Source organism: Mucilaginibacter mali (assembly GCF_013283875.1).
Classification (GTDB): domain Bacteria; phylum Bacteroidota; class Bacteroidia; order Sphingobacteriales; family Sphingobacteriaceae; genus Mucilaginibacter; species Mucilaginibacter mali.
In genome coordinates this window covers 4,439,824-4,457,680 of sequence record NZ_CP054139.1, presented here as the reverse complement: position 1 = coordinate 4,457,680, position 17,857 = coordinate 4,439,824, and the positions used below count along the sequence as shown (strand labels likewise).

Sequence of the window (17,857 nt, the reverse complement as noted above, 5' to 3'; positions counted from 1 at the left end):
TAACATCGAATTATGTTACATTATGTTAACCTTTTTGCGCATCAAAGGCCCTACTTAAACTTACTCCTCAGCGCTGCCAGTTTTATCGCCATATCCGTCTCTTCGGCTGGTTTTGGGCGTTGCTGATTGTTTGCTTTGTTATGCTGTTGTTGAGCAGGGCGTCGATCATCCGGCCGGCGGTCGTTAGGCTTGCGCTCGGGTTTTGGTTCGTTTTCCTTCATCGATAACGAGATACGCTTGCGGGCTTCGTCAACACCGGTAACAGTTACCTCTACGCGTTGCGATACCTTTAGCACCTCGTTCGGGTCTTTGATAAAGCGGTTGGTGATCTGGCTCAGGTGAACCAAACCATCCTGGTGAACGCCGATATCAACAAAGGCCCCAAAGGCGGTGATGTTGGTTACAATGCCTGGCAGCTTCATGCCCGCCTTCAGGTCTTTAATATCATTCACCCCCTCGGTAAAGCTGAACATCTCGAACTGCTCGCGCGGATCGCGGCCGGGTTTGGCCAGCTCGGCCATAATATCATTAAGGGTAGGTAAGCCTACGGTATCGGTAATATATTTTTGCAGCGGGATGCTTTTGCGCAGGGCGGCATCGCTCATCAGGCTGGCAACGGTGCAGCCTTTGTCTTTTGCCATTTGCTGTACCAGCGCGTAACGCTCCGGGTGTACGGCGCTCGCCTCCAGCGGATCATCGGTATTACGAATACGCAGAAACCCTGCCGCCTGTTCAAATGCCTTGTCGCCCAAACGCGGTACTTTTTTCAATTGCTCGCGGCGTTTAAAGGCGCCGTTCTCATTGCGGTAGGCCACAATATTTTGCGCCAACTGCGGGCCAAGGCCCGATACGTAGGCCAATATCTCCTTACTGGCGGTATTCAGTTCTACGCCCACAGCGTTCACGCAACTGATCACGGTATCATCCAGCGATGTTTGCAATTTGGTTTGATCTACATCGTGCTGGTACTGGCCAACGCCAATAGATTTTGGGTCGATCTTCACCAATTCGGCCAGCGGATCCATCAACCGGCGACCGATAGACACAGCGCCCCTGACAGTTACATCCTTATCCGGGAACTCCTCGCGCGCCACTTCCGATGCGGAGTAGATAGAAGCGCCGCTTTCGTTCACCATTACAATAGTAACGCCTGGGATCTGCAGGTTGCGCACAAAGGCCTCAGTCTCGCGGCCGGCAGTACCATTGCCGATAGCTATGGCCTCAATTTTATATTTATCTACCAAATAAGGCACGGTCTTTTCGGCCTCTTTAGCCTGACCGGCACCCGTATGCGGGAAAATGGCGGTGTACTCTTCCAGTTTACCCTGCTCATCCAAACAAACCACTTTACAGCCCGTACGGAAGCCGGGGTCGATAGCCATTACACGTTTTTGGCCAAGTGGTGCAGCCAGTAATAGTTGGCGGGCATTCTCGGCAAATACGCGGATGGCCTCCTCATCGGCGGCCTTTTTGGTCATCAGGCGCACTTCGGTCTCCATCGATGGTTTTAGCAGGCGCTTGTAACCATCGGCAATAGCCAAACGCACCTGATCGGACGAGGCGTTGTTGCCGGTAACAAATTCACGGTCTAATACCGCTATGGCTTCATCTTCGGGCGGTTGCAGGTCGAGGTATAAAATCTCTTCCTTCTCGCCACGGCGCATGGCCAGTACCCGGTGCGATGGAGCGGTCTTTACCGGTTCGCACCACTCAAAGTAATCTTTATACTTGATACCGGCCTCTTCCTTGCCTGGTACTACCTTCGATTCAAAAGTGCCCTTTTCTACAAACAGCGCGCGCACTTTGGTGCGTACTTCGGCATTCTCGCTAATCGTTTCGGCAATGATATCCCTTGCGCCGGCCAAAGCTTCCTCCATGCTGTTAACACCTTTTTCGGCATCTATGTATTTATCGGCTTCGGCTTCAAGGTCTATTTTGTTTTGGGTCAGTATCACATCGGCCAAAGGCTGCAGGCCTTTCTCGCGGGCCTTGGTGGCGCGGGTTTGGCGTTTAGGGCGATAGGGTAGGTAAATGTCTTCCAGCAGCACCATGGTTTCGGCGGCATTGATCTGTTCTTCCAGTTCGGGCGTAAGTTTACCCATGTCGGTAAGCGATTTCAGGATGGCCTCGCGGCGTTTATCCAAATCACGCAGTTGCTGCACGCGGTCGCGGATGGCGGCCACCTGCACCTCATCCAAACTGCCCGTCAATTCCTTACGGTAACGGCTGATGAATGGTACGGTAGCGCCCTCATCAAGCAAGGCGATGGTGGCGGTAACCTGTTTATCGGTAACAGAAAGTTCGGAAGCTATTTTATGGTGGTGTGCTGACATGTATTCGTATTATAGAGATGCGAAGTTAGAATTTAACCACAAAAAATCGGGAAGATTTAACCACAAAGAACACAAAGATCTTTTTAACTGAAGATCAGCCACAAAGTTCACAAAGCCATTCATTTTGGTAATAAGGAAAACGAACTTTCTGTTCTTTGTGCTGATCACAACGCAAATTCTTTGTGTTCTTTGTGGTTAATTCGCCACCATGTTTTATTAGATTTGAACACATCAAAATACATTACACATGGCTACTATAGAAACCACCTACCTGGGCGATCTGCGTACCGAGCCGGTACACGTACAATCGGGCACACATATTATTACCGACGCGCCGCTGGATAACCAGGGCAAGGGCGACGCATTTTCGCCAACCGACCTGATGTCGGCATCGCTGGGCAGCTGCATGATGACCATTATGGGTATTTCCAGCCGTACACATGGTATCGATATCGATGGCACTAAGGCGTCCATTACCAAAATTATGGCCGCTAACCCCCGCCGTGTTGCCGAGATCCAGATCAGCTTCACCTTCCCGAAAACTTATACCGAAAAGGAACAGAAGATATTGGAACACGCGGCCCTAACCTGTCCGGTTTACCTGAGCCTGCACCCCGACCTGGTGAAGACGGTTGATTTTGGCTGGTAGATTCACCTTAGTCCATCGTGAATAAACAGCAATTGCGGCAGGGATATCTCGCTAAACGCAGGCAACTTACTGACGACGAGTACCAGTGTTTGAACCTGAAGCTGCTTGCGCAATTTCAACAGCTTGATCTGTCGACCATACGCTGTGCGCACTTGTTTTTGCCGATGGTACAAAATCGGGAACCGGATACCTATCTCATAAGGGATTGGTTGAAGGAAAATCATCGGGATATAAAGATCGTTTTCCCCAAAACCGATTTCCGCACTTTGCAGATGTTCAGTTATGCCGATGATGATGATCTTGTACTGGAGGTTAACAAATACGGCATTACCGAACCTGTGGCGGGAAACGAAATAGCCGCCGCGGAAATAGATATGGTATTGCTGCCCATGCTGATTTTTGACACCAGGGGCTACCGCGTTGGCTACGGCAAAGGATTTTACGACAGGTTTGTAGAACTTTGCAGGCCCGATGTGCAACTCACCGGCCTCTCGTTATTTAAGCCGGTGAAAAATATCGATGATGTAAACAGGCACGATCTGCGGATGCAAGTTTGCCTTACACCGGGGCAATTGTATAACTGGCCCCGGTAATTTATACTGCCATGCGGTAATCGGACGCTGTTTTTAACCGACTTAGCTTAGTTTTTAATACGGTGCGGGCACGGTGCAGGGTTGTACGCGATAATAGTTCGGTCATGCCCAGGGCGCTGCCAATTTCCTGGTGCGAGTAGCCCTCTATAGCATACATATTAAACACCTCGCGGTAGGTATCCGGTAACTGGCGGATGATACGCATCAGGTCCTTAGCCTCCATATCTTCATGGTAATAAACACTGCCTAATGTTTCGGCGCTCATATCTTCGCACAAAACAATGGGCTTGGCCTTGCGGTAGCGCGAAATAGCGGCATGTACCATAATGCGGCGCAACCATCCCTCCAGGCTGCCCTCGCTACGGTAATTGCCCCGGTTTTTAAAGGCTTTGATAAAGCCTTCCTGTAAAATGTCCTGAGCCTCGTCGCGGTCGTGAGCATAGCGCATGCAAACGGCCATCATGCGCGGGGCAAGGGTTTTATAAAACAACTCTTCCTGTTTGCGCTCGTTCTTCAGGCAGCCTTCCCATATCTTTTTCAATTTATCTTCGGTAGTCATGATATTCTTATACTGATTTGAATACCCTATGCCAAAATTGAAACCACTTATTTATATGTTTGATAATCAGCGAAATAAATTTTACAGGCTATTGGATACCGTACGGTAGCGTACACTTGCCGTACAGGTACGTACAGTTTTTGATTGGATATTGAGGGAGCTTTCTGAAGAAATAGAACCTGTTGGGCAGATTATTTACGCTATTAAGCCTGATAAACATTAAAAGTAATCATAGCCTGTATTGACGGCCAAAATAACTTAATAAATAGTCAACCGGTTGCATTAATACCAGCTAAATATTTACCTATTTACATTCACAATTATTAACCGGCAAATGGGTTGCATTTGCAAGCAAATATTTAAGATATGAAAAAGCTATTGATGGCATTTATAGCGCTGGCTTGCCTGGCGCAAACAGTTTCAGCACAAAAAACGCTTACCCGCGATGAGCGGATGAAATGGTGGCGCGAAGCACGCTTCGGCATGTTTATCCATTGGGGCGATTACGCGCAGTGGGCAGGCATGTACCATGGCCATGAAGTGGGCCGCGGCGGCGAATGGATCATGAACCGCGGTAAAATACCCGTTGCCGAATACCAGGCCGAAGCTAAAAAATTCAACCCGGTAAATTATAACCCTGATGAATGGGTGCGCATGGCAAAGGATGCGGGGATGAAGTACATTGTTATTACCGCCAAGCACCACGATGGCTTTGCCATGTTTAAAAGCAATGCCAGCAAATGGAATATTGCCGATGCTACACCGTATGGTAAAGATGTGCTGAAGCCATTAGCTGCTGCCTGTAAAAAATACGGCATCAAGCTGGGCTTCTACTACTCGCAGGCGCAGGACTGGAACAACCCAGGCGGCGCGGTTGCCCGAAAAGTAACATCCGAGGGTTGGGCCAATCCCGATTCGGCTAAGATCGACGCTTATACCGCGGCGCATAACGGCCATTGGGACCCGTATCAAACTACCAAAACCATGGGCGAATACATTGATCAGGTGGCTGTTCCACAGGTTAAAGAATTGTTAACCAACTACGGCGAAGTAGCGGTTTTATGGTGGGATACTCCAACCGGCATGACCGACGAGTATGCCAACAAACTGAACGATGTACTGAAATTGCAACCGAACATTATTACCAACGACAGGCTGAAACGCCCTAACTTCCCCGGCGATACCAAAACGCCCGAGCAAAAGATCCCTACCCAGGCCGAACTGGATGGCATGGATTGGGAAACCTGCATGACCATGAACGGCACCTGGGGCTACAAAAGTTACGATCATAAATGGAAAACGCCCGAAACGCTGATCCATAACCTGTGCGATATCGCATCGAAGGGAGGCAATTACCTGTTAAATGTTGGCCCGGACGGTATGGGCGATTTTCCAAAGGAAAGCGTGGAAAGTTTGAAGGCCATGGGTGCCTGGATGAAGGTAAACAGCGAGGCTATTTACGCTACTAAATCCAGTCCGCTGAAACCGTTGGATTGGGGCCGCTGCACCCGTAAGGAAGACGGCGGTAATACCACGCTGTACTTCTCGGTATTTAACTGGCCGAAAGATGGCAAACTGAGTATCCCCGGCCTGAAGAACCAGGTGATATCGGCTAAAATGCTGGATGGGGGCGCGGCTTTAAAAACCACAACATCGGCTGATGCCTTAACCATTAACGTACCTGCTAAAGCTCCTGATGCTATCGCTTCGGTAATTAAAGTAACCTTTAAAGGCAAGGTAGATAGCCAAATGGCTGATGCCAATGGTAAAATGAAAACCGGATCGATAGACTAATCAGCATTAACCTGAAATGAAACTCAAATACATTATACAAGGATTTGTGCTCTGCGCGATGATTGCCGGGGGAAATACGGTGATGGCACAGGATACGCTTGCCAAATACATCCTAACCCCAAAGGAAAAACCCACACCGCAAATTAACGGGGCAAGGGTATTCGGCGTAAGGCCCGGTCACCCGGTAGTGTTTACGGTGGCTGCTACCGGTACAAGGCCGATGGCTTTTTCGGCTAAAGGTTTACCCGCAGGTTTAAAACTGGATGCTGCAACCGGGCAGCTGAGCGGCTCGGTGAGTAAAGCAGGTACTTATATCATCGCCCTGACGGCAAAGAACGCATTGGGCACAGCCAACCGCGACTTGAAACTGGTAGTAGGCGAAGAAATTGCCCTTACCCCAACCATGGGCTGGAACAGCTGGAACATCTACGCTACCAAACTCACCCAGGCGCTGGTGCTGGCTAACGCCAAGGCCATGGTAAGTTCGGGCCTGATCAATCACGGCTGGAGTTATATGAATATCGATGACGTGTGGCAGGGTAAGCGCGGCGGCGAGTTCCATGCGATATTGCCCGATTCTACCACATTCCCTAACATGCAGGCGCTGGCCGATGAGGTGCACAAGATGGGTTTGCATATCGGTATTTACTCAACCCCGTGGATAGAATCGTACGGGCACCATATAGGTGGCTCTGCCGATAATCCTGAGGGCACCTTTGCCAAAGTAACAGGCACTATCCCGCCAAGGAATAAAAAGATAAAGCCTTTCGCCATTGGCGAATACAGTTTTGTGGAGCAGGACGTAAAGCAGTTTGACAAATGGGGCATGGATTACCTTAAATACGACTGGAACCCTAACGAAATGCCCGAAACCAAAAAAATGTTCGACGCACTGCGCAATGGTAGCCGCGATATCATTTTTAGCTTATCAAACAGCACGCCGTTCGCGTCAATCGCCGATCTGTCTACCGTATCGAACGCCTGGCGCACCGGCGGCGATATCCGCGATAACTGGAAAAGCCTGAAGCCACGCGTACTGGCGCAGGATAAATGGGCACCTTATGCCCGCCCGGGCCACTGGAACGACCCCGATATGATGGTGATGGGTGTTGTAGGCTGGGGCAAGGAATATCACCCAACCTTACTAACCGCCGACGAGCAATACACTCACATGAGCGCATGGTGCCTCATGTCGGTACCACTGTTATTAGGTAACGATCTGACTAAGCTGGATGCTTTTACCATCAGTCTGCTAACTAATGATGAAGTGATAGCCGTTAACCAGGATCCGCTGGGTAAGCAAGCTACCGTGATACATCGCGATGGCGAGAATGGCATTATGGCCAAAGACCTGAGTGATGGCTCGAAAGCTGTTGGGCTGTTCAACACCGGCGATATTGGTAAGCAAAGCATGGTACTAAGCTGGAAAGATTTGGGTATCAGCGGTAAATATATTGTTCGCGATCTGTGGCGACAAAAAGATCTGGGCACTTTTGATGGAGAGTTTAAAACCGATGTGGCGCAGCATGGTGTAGTGATGGTGAGTTTGCGGAAGGCAAAGTAATCATAAACGAACCGCCGCCATCTTGTCATTTCGATAGCGCATGCGGGTGAAATGCGGGGTGGGGCGAAAGAGAAATCTTATACGCGCGATAGGTGTATCGTATAAGATTTCTCCTCGCTCCTGCTCACGGTCGTCCCGGGTTAGTTCGAAATGACAAGCTGTTTAGAAAATGAAGAAAATAATAGCGCTTTTAATACTGATAGGCTTTGCAGCCACATCCTATGCCAAGTTCACCGACAGTCTGAAAAGCGAAGCTTACATCTCTCATTTTGGCAACCTCGTTAATATCAACTATCGCATCAAAACCGAAAAGAACGCCACCGTGGCTTTCTTCGGCGGATCGATAACCAACATGGTGGGTTGGCGCGATATGGTTTGCAAATATCTTAGCAGTACATACCCCGATACGCATTTTAACTTTATCAATGCGGGGATACCATCATTGGGTAGTTTGCCGCATGCTTTCAGGCTGGATAAAGATGTGCTGAGCAAAGGCCGTATCGACCTGCTGTTTATCGAATCGGCCGTGAACGACCGGGTGAACGGCACTAACGAGCAAACCCAACGGCGGGCTTTGGAGGGCATTGTAAGGCATACGTTAACGGCTAACCCTAACACCAATATTGTGCTGATGGCTTTTGTTGATCCCGATAAGATAGATGACTACAAAGCCGGTAAAATTCCACCAGAAGTACAGGTGCACCAGGACCTCGCCGAAAAATATCACCTGCCATTTATTAACCTGGCAAAGGAAGTAAACGACCGCATCGCAGCTGGTGAATTTAACTGGAAGGATGATTTTAAAAACCTGCACCCATCGCCATTTGGTCAGGGGATATACCTGCGCAGTATGAGGCAATTATTGCAGGATGAGTTAAGTAAATCCGCTCCGGCAAAACTTGTAGCCGCACCCTTGCCTAAAGCCACGGATGATTTTAATTATGTTAACGGCACCTACCTGGATATTCATCAAGCCATTAAACTAAATGGCTTCACCTTAAACGAGAACTGGAAACCCACAGATAGCACCCATACCCGCGATGGTTTTGTGAATGTACCCATGTTAACGGCTACGCAGGCAGGTTCATCATTAGAACTACCTTTTACAGGCCGTACCGTTGGCATCAGCATAATATCAGGCCCGGATGCAGGGCGTATCAAATACAGCATCGATGGGAAACTTCAGCCTGAACTGGAGCTGTATACCCAATGGAGCAAAAGCCTGCACCTGCCCTGGTATTTGATTTTAGGCGATGGCTTAAGCTCGGGCAACCATGTGTTGAAGTTGGAAGTGAGCGATCAGCACAATGAAAAATCTAAGGGCACAGCCTGCCGAATTGTATATTTCCTTGTAAATAAATAAAATGAAAAAGATAGTAATTATACCCCTGCTACTATGCGCCGCGATTACCGTTAATGCGCAAACATTATTAAAAGCCGATGGCAAAAGCGATGCCTACGCACTGATCTCGAAAACACTTGGCGGCGATGCCTGTGAAGTGCCTGATTGCGCGCACCCGGTAAAACACATTGGGCAGGAGTTTGATAAGCAACTGAACGAGTATGTTTTTGTGTTTAATATCCATGCTAAAGAGGACAATGACCGCTGCAAAAGTTTCGACCGGCAGCGGCTGGAAATTAAAACCTACGGCCCATCTGCTTCGAAGCTAAAAGGCGAACTGAACGAAACCGTAGTTTATAAATGGAAGTTCAGGATCGACAGCAATTTTAAGGCGCAGCCTACCTTTACCCACATTCATCAGATAAAAGCCGGAGATGGTGATGCCGGCGCACCGATCATTACGCTTACACCACGCTTCGGTAAGCCGGATAAGATGGAGGTGATCCATACCGGTTCATCTAAATCAACATCGCAGGGGAAACTAACTGAGGTTGACCTGGCCCCGTTTAGAGGTACCTGGGTAGAGGTAACCGAGCAATTGCATTACGCCACAAAAGGAACATACAGCATCAGTATAAAAAGAATAAGTGATGGGAAGGAGTTGCTGAAATACAGCAATGCCGATATAGACCTGTGGCGGGACAACACTTCCTTTTGCCGCCCTAAATGGGGTATATACCGTAGTTTGAAAAGCCCGGAATACATCAGGGATGAAACTTTGCGTTTTGCGGATATTTCGATACAGGAGTTGTAGTTATACAAGCTGGCAATTTAACCACAAAGGTCACGAAGGGGGGATAACACAAAGGCCACAAAGCTTTTATAACTTAAAATAAAAGGCAAACTTTGTGCCCTTTGTGCTGATCTCTATTTTATAATTCTTTGTGCCCTTTGTGGTTAAATTGCCATAAAACAAAACCGCCCATGCTTATCACACGGGCGGTTTTTATATAATTGAGCTAATTATTGTCAATTAATCCATTTCGGCATATACCGGCTTTTTGATGCCGTTATCGTATGCTTTAAGGCTTTTCTTTAAAATTTTGCGGGCCACGTGGATGCGTGTTTTTACGGTGCCAATAGGGATAGACAGATGGTCGGCTATCTCGTGGTATTTATGGCCCTCGAAGTACATGGTAAATGGCACGTAGTAATCTTCGGGAAGTTTATCTAAAGAGCGTTTGATATCGTCCATTACAAATTTCGATTCGCCCTGGTTTTTAGTAGAGCTGAATACCAGGTTGGCCGATGAGATCTCTTCAGATTTGGTTACAAAGGTGCTCATCTTTACAAAGCGGCGGTAGTTGTTTATGAACGTATTTTTCATAATGGTGTACAACCAGCCTTTAAGATTGGTGCCTTCTTTAAACTTGTTATAGTAAGTTATCGCCTTTAACATTGTATCCTGTACAAGGTCGTTAGCGTCATCCGCGTCGTGCGTAAAATGTAAGGCGTAAGAACGTAGGGAACTTGCCTGACGTAATACCAAGGTGTTAAATTCGATCTTTGTCATACCAGTTAGATGTTTTGATGTTAACATTAAGGCAAACATGATACCGTTTTGTCAGCGTATGGTAATCAGGGCCGGGTGTAAGACTTTTTATACAGCCGTTATATGCGCAAAAATATGCAGGGGAGAATTTTACATGTTGTTTCTAAATGGCTAATAAACAGGCTATTTGAACATGAAATGCAGATGAAATGATGTGGAAAAAGAGTGCAGCCGCTATTAAAACAAAGCGGATAAGCCGTTGTTGTTGACTTATAAATAAAAAAATTTAATTAATAATATTTACTTCGCGTTCCAGCGAAACGCCAAATTTAGTGTACACACTGTCTATGATTTGCGACGACAGTGCATAAATTTCTGTACCCGTGGCGCCGCCATGGTTCACTAAAACCAATGCCTGGTTCTTCCATGTACCGGTATGGCCAATTGTTTTGCCCTTCCAGCCGCATTGTTCTATCAGCCAGCCAGCGGCCAGTTTTACCATTCCATCGCCTGCGGGATAATTAACCACATCAGGGAATTTTTGTTGGATGCCGGCAAACACATCAGCAGCTATCACCGGGTTTTTGAAGAAGCTGCCCGCGTTGCCTATAGTGGATGGATCAGGCAATTTAGATACACGGATGTGCGACACTACCGATGATACATCTTTAATAGTAGGTTGGGTAATGCCACGGTTAATCAGTTCCTGTTCGATAGCGCCGTAACGCAGGTTAACGTTAGGGATAAGCGACAAATGGAATTTTACCGATACAATAATATACTGTCCTTTCAATTCGCTTTTAAAAACGCTTTCGCGATAACCGAAGCCGCAATCGGCCTTGTTGAATGTTTTAAATTTGCCCGTGCTTAGCTCAAAAGCACGGCAGCTTTCAAACACATCTTTTAACTCTACACCATAAGCGCCAATGTTTTGGATTGGGGACGCGCCTACCGAACCGGGTATCAGGCTCAGGTTTTCCAGCCCGGCATAACCGTGGGTTACGGCATAATTCACCAAATCGTTCCATACCTCGCCGGCGCCGGCTTCTACAAAAACATCGTTGTGGCTAATGCGGTGTTCGATGCCGCGGATATTCATGCGGATCACCAAGCCATCGTAATTGTTCAGCAACAGCATATTGCTGCCGCCACCCATTATTAGCCGCGGCATAGCCATCCATTGCGGATCCATAAACAGTTCCACCAACTCGTCCTCGTGACTGATCTCGGCAAAATAGCGGGCCGATGCTTCGATAGCGAAAGAGTTGAAGTTTTTTAAGGATACGTTCTGTTGGATTTGCAGCATGGTGGCGAATTTCGTGAAAATATTTCGGAAACCACCATATTCTCCATCACGTCATTGCGAGGTACGAAGCAATCTCAACGTAAGCAGAGTGGCATTGTAAACCTGAAAGTTGTGTGTAGAGATTGCTTCGTACCTCGCAATGACGTTACGGAATAAAAAAGCCGGGATGCTTACACATTCCGGCTTTTAAGCCCTCCCCGTCGGGGAGGGTATGGGAGGGGTGTTACTTAGCGTAAGCCACCGAACGGGTTTCCCTGATCACAGTTACTTTGATCTGGCCCGGGTAAGTCATTTCGGTTTGGATGCGGTTAGAGATATCAGCCGCCAGTACTTCAGACTGGGCATCGCTTATCTTCTCGCTCTCTACTACTACACGCAGCTCGCGGCCAGCCTGTATAGCGAAGGTTTTTTCTACACCGGGGTAGCTCATCGCCAGTTCTTCCAGTTCTTTCAAACGTTTGATATAGCTTTCTACCACCTCGCGGCGTGCACCCGGGCGTGCGCCCGAAATCGCATCGCAAGCCTGGATGATAGGCGATATCATGCTGGTCATTTCTATCTCATCGTGGTGGGCGCCAATGGCGTTGCACACTTCGGGGTGTTCCTTATATTTTTCAGCCAGTTGCATACCCAAAATAGCGTGCGGCAGCTCGGGGTTATCATCAGGCACTTTACCAATATCGTGTAATAAGCCTGCGCGTTTCGCCATCTTTACGTTCAAGCCCAGTTCGGCAGCCATGGTGGCGCAGAAGTTGGCTACCTCGCGCGAGTGCTGCAGCAGATTTTGCCCGTACGATGAACGGTAACGCATACGCCCCACCATCCTGATCAGTTCGGGGTGCAAGCCGTGGATACCCAGGTCGATAACAGTACGTTCGCCTATCTCAACAATCTCTTCCTCTATTTGCTTTTTGGTTTTGGCAACAATTTCTTCGATACGTGCCGGGTGGATACGGCCGTCGGTTACCAGGCGGTGCATAGCCAGGCGGGCAATCTCGCGCCTAACCGGGTCGAAGCCCGAAAGGATGATCGCCTCAGGGGTGTCATCCACAATGATCTCGATACCGGTAGCGGCTTCCAAAGCGCGGATATTACGCCCCTCGCGACCGATGATACGGCCTTTTATCTCATCATTTTCGATGTTGAAGATCGATACCGTATTCTCGATAGCGCTTTCGGTAGCGGTACGCTGTATGGTTTGGATAACTACTTTTTTAGCCTCTTTAGTAGCGGTCATTTTAGCCTCGTCCACAATGTCTTTTATCTGCATCATGGCTTTGGTGCGGGCCTCTTCGCGCAGGTTATCTACCAGCTGGTTCTTGGCTTCTTCGGCAGATATACCGGCAATGGTTTCCAGTTGCTGTACGTGTTGATTTTTTAGCGCTTCTACTTCTTCCTGCTTTTTAACGGCGGCTTCGGTTTGTTTTTCCAGGTTTTTGCGCACATTATCCAGTTCGCTCTCTTTACGGTTAAAGTTCTCCATGCGCTGGTTAACCGATTGCTCTTTCTGCTTCAGTGTATTCTCGCGCTGGTTCATGGTATTGTTCTTCGCGTTTATCTCCTGCTCATGCTCGGCTTTCAGCTGCAAAAATTTCTCTTTGGCTTCCAGCATGCGGTTCTTTTTCAGTATCTCGGCATCGTTCTCAGCATCTTTCAGTATTTTTTTCACCTTGGTTTGCGCGGCTACTTCCTGGTCTTTAAATAGCTTCCTGAGCAGGAAGCGCCCGATGACGATCCCCGTTGGGACGCCCATCAGCAGGCCGATAATTACATATAATATAGTGGTCATAATTTGGTTTGGTAAATAATAGTATGTATAGTATATAAATAAAAAAACCGCAACTAAATTTTAAGCATCATTATTGAAAAACTTCTTTTCTCAGGATATTGGACTTTGGTTGCCGCCAGATACTTGGAAATGGCGCATACCTATTACTTGTCCGCTGATATTGAAGCGTTAAGTTTTTAATAGTGAAACCTAAAAAATTTAACTGCGGTTAAATCTTAATTGCTCTGTTTAAGCTGAAAGCTTAAAGGCCAAAGCAAAAAGCTTTTTATGGCTTTGTGCTTTCAGCTTTACGCTTTTAGCTTGATATAAAGAACGATGTATTACTTCTTAGAGAAAAAATCGGTCAGTAAATTATCTAACTGGTACACTTTTTCAGTTACGGCAGTATCTTCTACCGTTACACGTTTTTCGGCCTTGATGGTTGATGTTGCGTAATGCAGCACACACATCGATAGCAGATCTTGTTTGTCCCTAACCGCGTAATTTTCTGTATATTCTTTTATGCGGTCGTTTATTAATTTAGCTGCCCTGCGTATAATTTCTTCCTCTTCCATGTTCACCTTTAAAGGGTAAACCCGGTCAGCAATATTTATTTTTATAGAGATTTCTCCCATTTGAGCGTGTTCACTTTATGCGTTATTTTTTCAACAACACAATGCACTTATCAATTTCCCGGACAAATTCGTTAATTTTTTGCTTTATGTCAAGGCTTTTTTCATTTGTTTCCGAAAACGACTTCGCCAGCTTCAGTACACGAAGCTTTTCTTCCAGCTCTTTGCTCTTATCCTTACTGGCATTAAACGCCACCATCAGCGATTGATTTTCCAGCCTCAGCATATCATTCTCCTCCTGCAAAGTATTGCAGATTTGAATCAAACGCTCCGTTTTATCTATGACTTGATTTAACTGTTCGGCTGTTGTCATTAATATTAATAATTGTCAATATTGTCAATGAGTTCCTCAGCGATCTTATAAGAGTTAGCAAAAGTAAAGGTCCTGCCTAATTTAGGCACCCAATTTCGCCCATGCGCAAGCCAGTGCCGGTATTTGAGTAAAGCGATGAACTCACTGAAACTGGTGTATGCAGTTCTGTCTTTCCAAATCTGTAAAATTTCCTTTTCTAATGAAACCCGTATTTTCTTATCACCTAAATTCCTTTTGGCCTTTACCAAATTTCTGAAGTCACTGCCTACATCTGTTTTCTCACGGGATTTATATCTCCTTTTAAAATCAGACATGACAAAACCTTCAACCGAAGCGATCAGGTACAGACATGTTAAATGCTCTAATTCTTGTTCATTATTATTAAAATGAATATTAACATCGTCTATACTCATCCCGGCAAATTTCAAGTTATTTGTAATTGTGCCCGCAGGATTTACAATAAGAGAAATAATTTGTCGCCTATATAATAAACTAGCTTCAGTTTGATCCTGATACCAACTTTCTACCTCGTCTAATGATTTTACATCGGCAGTAAGGGATTGTTTAGCCATTGATCAAATGCTGTACTAAAGCTTCAAATGCCAGTTTATTAAAACTGTAAAATTTTGTTTTGTCAGTTTTATTCGCGATTTCCCAAACATTCCAGTCTTTTTCCAAAATTATCGCATCTCCTTTTGGACCCTGTATATCTACCCGGCCATGAGCGCCTAAAATTAGTGTTCCTTTAGGTACAAGAGAGATAAGATCGTTCCCGATAACAATATCTAATTGTGGAACATCATATGAACCAATATATGATTCGTAAACATGTATATTTTTACGATCTATCTTCAGTAAAGATTCTTTTAAAAATGGAGAAAGCCAGTCGCTTACATCGTTAAATAACCTATCAACAGAACTTACCCATTTTTGCTTACGCAAAGTCCAATCGGTACGATTTTCATCATGGCTTTTCTTTTCTAAAAATTCTTTAAACGTGAGCATACCAATTTGATCTGTTTTTAATATAAAGTTAGTTATTTATTTCTGATCTCGGCATTTGCCTGGTTACTGAGATTATAAATTAATTTTTGCATTAAGCTTTCGATGGCTTTATCGGTCAGGGTTTTCTCGTCGTCCTGGATGATGAAACTCAATGCGTACGATTTTTTGCCGGCCGGTAATTTATCGCCTTCGTATACGTCGAAAACGTTCACCTCTTTTATCAGCTTGCGCTCGGTTTTTTGGGCTATTTGTTTCAGTTGGTTAAAGGTGATGGCCTTATCTACCAGCATCGACAGGTCGCGGCGCACCGATGGGAATTTCGGGATATCCTGGTTGGTGATCACATTCTTTTTCACCAGTTGCAGGATGTAGTCGAAATTAAAATCGGCATGGAAAACCGACTGGTCAACGTCAGCCTTTTTTAGCGATGCGCCATTTACCGCGCCAAATTTTACCAGGCGCTTGTTGCCGCGGGTATATTGCAAGCCGTAAGCCAGTTTGCTACAGGTCGGTTCTTCGGTAACAAAGTCTTTTATGTTCATACGTTCCAGCAAACCATCAACTACAGCTTTAAGGTTGTAGAACGATACCGGTTTCACCTGCTGATTCCATTGCTCGGCCTGGTTGTTGCCGGTCATGAAGATGGCGAAGTGCTGGTCTTCTTTGTATTTGTCCTCGGCTACGTGGTAGGTCTTACCGAACTCGTACAGTTTCAGGTTGCCGTTACGGCGGTTGGCGTTATAAGCCACCGCTTCCAGGCCCGAGTACAGCATAGTACCGCGCATCACATCAAGGTCGCTGCTTAGCGGGTTCAGTATCTTCACCAGGTTATCCAGGTTATCGTAATAAGATGACTTGGTGAGCGAGTTAGACATGATCTCGTTAAAACCATTGGCCGTTAACCATTCGGATATGGCATTTTGCACGGTATCCTTTTCAGGGCGCGAGGCATTGTTCAGCGATGCGCGGATCTGTGTAGGGATCTCGATATTGTTATAACCATAGATGCGCAGTATCTCTTCAATCACATCCACATCGCGGGTAACATCCACGCGGTATGGAGGTACTTTAAGCGACAGGCCTTCTTCGGTCTCGTTAACTATCCGGATATCCAAAGCGGTGATGATGCCGCGGATCTCATCGTGCGTGATCTCTTTACCGATCAGGCGGTGGATATTTTTATACGATACTTCCACCTCGAACGGAGCAACGGGTGCTGGGTAGTTGTCGAATATCTCCGACGATACCTTGCCGCCTGCCACCTGCTGAATTAACAGGGCAGCACGTTTTAAGGCGAACACGGTCATGTCAGGGTCGGTGCCACGCTCAAAACGGAAAGAGGCATCTGTTTTTAATCCGAACCTTTTTGAAGTTTTGCGCACCGCTACCGAATTGAAGTAGGCGCTCTCTAAAAATATGCTGGTGGTTGATGCCTTAACGCCCGATTTGGTGCCGCCGAAAACACCCGCTATGCACATTGGTTCATCGGCATTGCTGATCATCAGGTCGTCGGCATGCAGTTTGCGTTCCACCTCATCAAGCGTAGTGAAAGGTGTGCCTTCGGGGCAGTTCTTTACGATCACTTTGTCACCGGCAATGGCATCGGCATCAAAAGCGTGCAGGGGCTGGCCCAACTCGTGCAGTACATAGTTGGTTACATCTACCACGTTGTTAATGCTGCGCACACCGATAACGGCCAGGCGCTCTTTTAACCATTGAGGTGATTCCTTCACTTCAAGGCCGGTCATGGTCAATCCCGAATATCTTGGCGCCGATGCGGTATTTTGTACCTCAACGGCAATGTTCAGATCGTGGTTATCAACCTTAAATGCCGAAACATCCGGTCGGGTAACAGCTATCTTTAAAAAGGCCGCTACATCGCGGGCTGTACCCAGGTGCGATGCCGCGTCGGCACGGTTAGGCGTAAGGCCTATCTCGTACATGTAGTCGTCGTTTAGTTTAAAATAGTCTTTAGCGGGGGTGCCAACTACAGCATCCGCATCCAGTACCATAATGCCGTCATGGTCGGTGCCCAGACCTATCTCATCTTCGGCACAGATCATCCCTTCGGACACCTCACCGCGTATCTTCGACTTATTGATTTTAAAAGGTTCGCCGGCGGTAGGGTGCACGGTAGTGCCAACGGTAGCCACCACTACCTTTTGCCCTGCCGCGACGTTATGCGCGCCGCAAACGATAGAAAGGTCTTCCGCGCCGCCCACATCAACCTTGGTCAGGTGCAGGTGGTCGGAGTTGGGATGATCGGTACATTCCTTTACATAGCCTATCACCAGGCCTTCCAATCCGCCGGGAATAGCCTGCACTTTTTCAAGGCTTTCCACCTCTAAACCGGTGCCGGTAAGTATAGTAGATATTTCGGCCGGGGTTTTATCGGTAGCAATAAATTCTTTAAGCCAGTTATATGATATTTTCATTTAACTGCAAAG

16 protein-coding genes are annotated in these 17,857 nt (G+C 46.9%); 6 read left to right on the top strand and 10 right to left on the bottom strand.

The genetic code is table 11. The features are described 5' to 3' along the window. Nucleotides 1–50 precede the first annotated feature (50 nt). Nucleotides 51–2,333, bottom strand: coding sequence for a Tex family protein (locus HQ865_RS18755; RefSeq protein WP_173416379.1), 2,283 nt, complete (start codon nt 2,331–2,333; stop codon nt 51–53). 247 nt (nt 2,334–2,580) lie between these two features. Between HQ865_RS18755 and HQ865_RS18750 the strand changes: the two genes are divergently transcribed. Both HQ865_RS18750 and HQ865_RS18745 read left to right on the top strand, forming a co-directional pair. Next, nucleotides 2,581–2,982, top strand: a complete 402-nt coding sequence (locus tag HQ865_RS18750; RefSeq protein ID WP_173416378.1) for an OsmC family protein — start codon at nt 2,581–2,583, stop codon at nt 2,980–2,982. 17 nt (nt 2,983–2,999) lie between these two features. After that, nucleotides 3,000–3,575 carry a 5-formyltetrahydrofolate cyclo-ligase gene (locus HQ865_RS18745; RefSeq protein ID WP_173416377.1) on the top strand — a complete coding sequence of 192 codons (576 nt, stop codon included), beginning with the start codon at nt 3,000–3,002 and terminating at the stop codon, nt 3,573–3,575. 1 nt (nt 3,576) lies between these two features. On the opposite strand, the gene HQ865_RS18740 is transcribed toward HQ865_RS18745, so the two are convergent. Beyond that, complete coding sequence (locus tag HQ865_RS18740; RefSeq protein WP_173416376.1) at nt 3,577–4,134, bottom strand: RNA polymerase sigma factor; 558 nt, start codon at nt 4,132–4,134, stop codon at nt 3,577–3,579. Between the two features lie 366 nt (nt 4,135–4,500). Here HQ865_RS18740 and HQ865_RS18735 point away from each other — a divergent pair, with 366 nt between their 5' ends. From HQ865_RS18735 to HQ865_RS18720, 4 genes are all read left to right on the top strand, one after another. After that, a complete protein-coding gene (locus tag HQ865_RS18735) occupies nt 4,501–5,928 on the top strand; it encodes an alpha-L-fucosidase (RefSeq protein WP_173416375.1) in 1,428 nt (475 codons plus the stop codon). A gap of 16 nt (nt 5,929–5,944) precedes the next feature. After that, nucleotides 5,945–7,492: a putative Ig domain-containing protein gene (locus tag HQ865_RS18730; RefSeq protein WP_173416374.1), complete on the top strand. Its 1,548-nt coding sequence runs from the start codon at nt 5,945–5,947 to the stop codon at nt 7,490–7,492. A gap of 169 nt (nt 7,493–7,661) precedes the next feature. Then, complete coding sequence (locus HQ865_RS18725; protein WP_173416373.1) at nt 7,662–8,855, top strand: SGNH/GDSL hydrolase family protein; 1,194 nt, start codon at nt 7,662–7,664, stop codon at nt 8,853–8,855. A 1-nt stretch (nt 8,856) separates the two neighbouring features. After that, complete coding sequence (locus HQ865_RS18720) at nt 8,857–9,648, top strand: heparin lyase I family protein (RefSeq protein WP_173416372.1); 792 nt, start codon at nt 8,857–8,859, stop codon at nt 9,646–9,648. Between the two features lie 219 nt (nt 9,649–9,867). Here the strand turns inward: HQ865_RS18720 and HQ865_RS18715 are convergent, their stop codons facing one another. From HQ865_RS18715 to pheT, 8 genes are all read right to left on the bottom strand, one after another. Next, entirely contained in the window at nt 9,868–10,407 is a 540-nt protein-coding gene (locus HQ865_RS18715; protein ID WP_173416371.1) for an RNA polymerase sigma factor, read from the bottom strand. 265 nt (nt 10,408–10,672) lie between these two features. Continuing rightward, nucleotides 10,673–11,692 carry a UDP-N-acetylmuramate dehydrogenase gene (gene murB / locus HQ865_RS18710; RefSeq protein ID WP_173416370.1) on the bottom strand — a complete coding sequence of 340 codons (1,020 nt, stop codon included), beginning with the start codon at nt 11,690–11,692 and terminating at the stop codon, nt 10,673–10,675. A gap of 223 nt (nt 11,693–11,915) precedes the next feature. Beyond that, nucleotides 11,916–13,481: a ribonuclease Y gene (gene rny / locus HQ865_RS18705; RefSeq protein ID WP_173416369.1), complete on the bottom strand. Its 1,566-nt coding sequence runs from the start codon at nt 13,479–13,481 to the stop codon at nt 11,916–11,918. Between the two features lie 320 nt (nt 13,482–13,801). Then, complete coding sequence (locus tag HQ865_RS18700) at nt 13,802–14,095, bottom strand: cell division protein ZapA (RefSeq protein ID WP_173416368.1); 294 nt, start codon at nt 14,093–14,095, stop codon at nt 13,802–13,804. A 22-nt stretch (nt 14,096–14,117) separates the two neighbouring features. After that, on the bottom strand, nt 14,118–14,405 hold the full coding sequence (locus tag HQ865_RS18695; protein ID WP_173416367.1) for a hypothetical protein: 288 nt from the start codon (nt 14,403–14,405) through the stop codon (nt 14,118–14,120). Between the two features lie 5 nt (nt 14,406–14,410). Then, the gene (locus HQ865_RS18690) at nt 14,411–14,977 is read right to left on the bottom strand and encodes a hypothetical protein (protein ID WP_173416366.1); all 567 of its coding nucleotides are present in this window, start codon (nt 14,975–14,977) and stop codon (nt 14,411–14,413) included. Beyond that, entirely contained in the window at nt 14,970–15,410 is a 441-nt protein-coding gene (locus HQ865_RS18685; protein ID WP_173416365.1) for a hypothetical protein, read from the bottom strand. The genes HQ865_RS18690 and HQ865_RS18685 overlap by 8 nt, the downstream gene beginning before the upstream one ends. A gap of 32 nt (nt 15,411–15,442) precedes the next feature. Then, nucleotides 15,443–17,845 carry a phenylalanine--tRNA ligase subunit beta gene (gene pheT / locus HQ865_RS18680; RefSeq protein ID WP_173416364.1) on the bottom strand — a complete coding sequence of 801 codons (2,403 nt, stop codon included), beginning with the start codon at nt 17,843–17,845 and terminating at the stop codon, nt 15,443–15,445. Nucleotides 17,846–17,857 lie beyond the last annotated feature (12 nt).

What these genes read in the sequence shown, in the direction of transcription:
- HQ865_RS18755 (WP_173416379.1), bottom strand. Translation starts at nt 2,333, where the DNA reads ATGTCAGCACACCACCATAAAATAGCTTCCGAACTTTCTGTTACCGAT.
- HQ865_RS18750 (WP_173416378.1), top strand. Translation starts at nt 2,581, where the DNA reads ATGGCTACTATAGAAACCACCTACCTGGGCGATCTGCGTACCGAGCCG.
- HQ865_RS18740 (WP_173416376.1), bottom strand. Translation starts at nt 4,134, where the DNA reads ATGACTACCGAAGATAAATTGAAAAAGATATGGGAAGGCTGCCTGAAG.
- HQ865_RS18735 (WP_173416375.1), top strand. Translation starts at nt 4,501, where the DNA reads ATGAAAAAGCTATTGATGGCATTTATAGCGCTGGCTTGCCTGGCGCAA.
- HQ865_RS18730 (WP_173416374.1), top strand. Translation starts at nt 5,945, where the DNA reads ATGAAACTCAAATACATTATACAAGGATTTGTGCTCTGCGCGATGATT.
- HQ865_RS18725 (WP_173416373.1), top strand. Translation starts at nt 7,662, where the DNA reads ATGAAGAAAATAATAGCGCTTTTAATACTGATAGGCTTTGCAGCCACA.
- HQ865_RS18720 (WP_173416372.1), top strand. Translation starts at nt 8,857, where the DNA reads ATGAAAAAGATAGTAATTATACCCCTGCTACTATGCGCCGCGATTACC.
- HQ865_RS18715 (WP_173416371.1), bottom strand. Translation starts at nt 10,407, where the DNA reads ATGACAAAGATCGAATTTAACACCTTGGTATTACGTCAGGCAAGTTCC.
- murB (WP_173416370.1), bottom strand. Translation starts at nt 11,692, where the DNA reads ATGCTGCAAATCCAACAGAACGTATCCTTAAAAAACTTCAACTCTTTC.
- rny (WP_173416369.1), bottom strand. Translation starts at nt 13,481, where the DNA reads ATGACCACTATATTATATGTAATTATCGGCCTGCTGATGGGCGTCCCA.
- HQ865_RS18700 (WP_173416368.1), bottom strand. Translation starts at nt 14,095, where the DNA reads ATGGGAGAAATCTCTATAAAAATAAATATTGCTGACCGGGTTTACCCT.
- HQ865_RS18695 (WP_173416367.1), bottom strand. Translation starts at nt 14,405, where the DNA reads ATGACAACAGCCGAACAGTTAAATCAAGTCATAGATAAAACGGAGCGT.
- HQ865_RS18690 (WP_173416366.1), bottom strand. Translation starts at nt 14,977, where the DNA reads ATGGCTAAACAATCCCTTACTGCCGATGTAAAATCATTAGACGAGGTA.
- HQ865_RS18685 (WP_173416365.1), bottom strand. Translation starts at nt 15,410, where the DNA reads ATGCTCACGTTTAAAGAATTTTTAGAAAAGAAAAGCCATGATGAAAAT.
- pheT (WP_173416364.1), bottom strand. Translation starts at nt 17,845, where the DNA reads ATGAAAATATCATATAACTGGCTTAAAGAATTTATTGCTACCGATAAA.